Genomic DNA, 2,389 nt, shown 5'->3' with positions numbered 1-2,389 from the left:
GCATCGCCGTTCGTGATGACGAGCGTCAGGGTACCAGGCACGCCACCGGCGCCGATAAAGGCGGTCGAGGCCGCGCAGGTCTTGCGCAGATCCTCACCGGTGTCGACCTCGTCGACCAGGGTTGACCACCTGCCAAAGGTTTCAAGCTTGGGTGCCGCTTGGGCGGGCGCCGCGGGCGCGACCTGGGCAGGGGCGGGTTGCGCGGGCGCGGCTTGAGCAGGGGCGGTCTGCGCCAAGGCGACGCCGGGGAGCGGCAAGGCCATCAAAGCGGCCAGAACGCCAACGGCGCCAAGGTCGGCGAACCGAAATAGTCGCATCATCAAGGCTCCTGCCGGTCGCCCGGCCTGCTGAGACGCTTGTCGTCGCAACAGGCGGTAAGACCTCCTATCGCCTCAGCCGAGATAGGGATAGAGCGGGAAACGATCGGTCAGCGCCACGACCTTGGCCTTGACCGCGGCTTCGACAGCGGCATTGCCCTCGTCGGAATTGGCGACCTTGAGACCATCCAGCACTTCGGCGATCAGCTTGCCGATCTCGCGGAATTCGGCCTGGCCAAAGCCGCGCGTGGTGCCGGCCGGGGTGCCGAGACGCACGCCCGAGGTGACAAAAGGCTTTTCTGGATCGAACGGGATGCCGTTCTTGTTGCAGGTGATGTTGGCGCGGCCCAGCGCTGCCTCGGCGCGCTTGCCGGTGGCGTTCTTGGGCCTGAGGTCGACCAGCATCAGATGGTTGTCGGTGCCGCCGGAGACGATGTCGAGCCCGGTTTCCTTGAGACTGGAGGCAAGCGCCTTGGCGTTGGCGGCTACGCTCTCGGCGTAGACCTTGAAGCTCGGCTTCAGCGCTTCGCCGAAAGCCACCGCCTTGGCGGCGATGACATGCATCAGTGGGCCGCCCTGCAAGCCGGGGAACACCGCCGAGTTCATCTTCTTAGCGATGTCCTCGTCATTGCACAGGATCATGCCGCCGCGCGGGCCGCGCAACGACTTGTGCGTCGTGGTGGTCACGACATGGGCGTGCGGCAGCGGTGACGGATGCACGCCGCCGGCGACCAGGCCAGCGATGTGCGCCATGTCGACCATCAGGTAGGCGCCGACCGCATCGGCGATCTCGCGAAAACGCTTCCAGTCCCAGACGCGCGAATAGGCGGTGCCGCCGGCCAGGATCAGCTTCGGCTTGGTCTCATGCGCGGTCTTCTCGATGGCGTCCATGTCGAGCAGATGGTCGTCCTGGCGCACGCCATAGGAGACGACCTTGAACCATTTGCCACTCATGTTGACCGGCGAACCGTGGGTCAGATGGCCGCCGGAATTTAGGTCGAGGCCCATGAAAGTATCGCCTGGCTGCAAGAGCGCCAGGAACACTGCCTGGTTCATCTGGCTGCCGGAATTCGGCTGGACGTTGGCGAAGTTGCAGCCGAACAGCTTCTTTGCCCGCTCGATGGCCAGTTCCTCGGCCACGTCGACGAACTGGCAGCCGCCATAGTAACGCTTGCCCGGATAGCCCTCGGCGTATTTGTTGGTCATGATCGAGCCCTGCGCTTCAAGCACGGCGCGGGAAACAATGTTTTCCGAGGCGATCAGCTCGATCTCGTGACGCTGACGACCGAGTTCGTTGCGGATGGCGCCGAAAATCTCCGGATCGGCGTCAGCCAGCGTGGTTTCGAAGAAGGATTCGAATTTGTTCGACACTGCCGCTGCTGTTGCCATGGCCTGAAATCCTCGGGGTTCGGGGGCTGCGAAGGTTCGCCGCGCCATTAACACAGTTGTTTTCGCCCCGCCACGTTTGCCGCGCGAAATTTGCTGGCCGGATTGCGCCAGCGAAGCCAGCAGGTCGCTATTTCCTCGCCTTGCGACCTTCAGCAAGGCCTCGCGCGCCAGACGCACCAGCGCGCCGGACACGGCGACGAGGACGCGTACGGCCAGAATGAACAGCGACTTCCATGGCCCGGTTCCAGACTTTCCCGCCGACCATGCGCAAAGCCGGCCGATCTGTCCAGCCGCCCCTCCCGCGAGAAACACAGCGGCACCCGAGCAACGAAAAGGCCGCCCTGAGCGGCGGCCTTTTTATAAAAAAATCAGTCACTTAAAGCGATGACGTGATCTGCAGCTCGTTGTTGCCGTCGAGCGCGTAGACGTCGTCGCGGAACTGCACGACGCCTGGGGCCGTAGACCAGGCCGAAAGATAGAGGAAGTGGACCGGCACCGGGTTGGTAATCTGGATCGGCGTGTTTTCGCCGGTCTTGATCGCCGCCTCGAAATGCTGACGGTCCCAGCCCGGCGTGTCGCGCAGGATCCAGGTGACGAGGTCGCGCACATTCTGCACGCGCACGCAGCCCGAGGAATCGAAGCGCATCATCTTGCCAAACAGGCTCTGCTGGGGGGTATCGTGC

Annotated in this window: 1 protein-coding gene and 2 pseudogenes; all 3 read right to left on the bottom strand. The window is 63.8% G+C overall.

Translation table 11 applies throughout. The annotated features are described in order from the left end of the window. A pseudogene (locus EN993_RS34715) lies at positions 1–320 on the bottom strand (hypothetical protein); the annotation flags it as partial. Between the two features lie 72 nt (positions 321–392). Further along, the gene (gene glyA / locus EN993_RS34710) at positions 393–1,706 is read right to left on the bottom strand and encodes a serine hydroxymethyltransferase (RefSeq protein ID WP_013532252.1); all 1,314 of its coding nucleotides are present in this window, start codon (positions 1,704–1,706) and stop codon (positions 393–395) included. 376 nt (positions 1,707–2,082) lie between these two features. Beyond that, positions 2,083–2,389: pseudogene (locus tag EN993_RS34705) on the bottom strand (murein L,D-transpeptidase); the annotation flags it as partial.

It is taken from the genome of Mesorhizobium sp. M7D.F.Ca.US.004.01.2.1 (assembly GCF_003997785.1).
In the GTDB taxonomy this organism is placed as follows: Bacteria; Pseudomonadota; Alphaproteobacteria; order Rhizobiales; family Rhizobiaceae; genus Mesorhizobium; species Mesorhizobium loti.
This window is presented reverse-complemented; position numbering and strand designations above follow the sequence as displayed.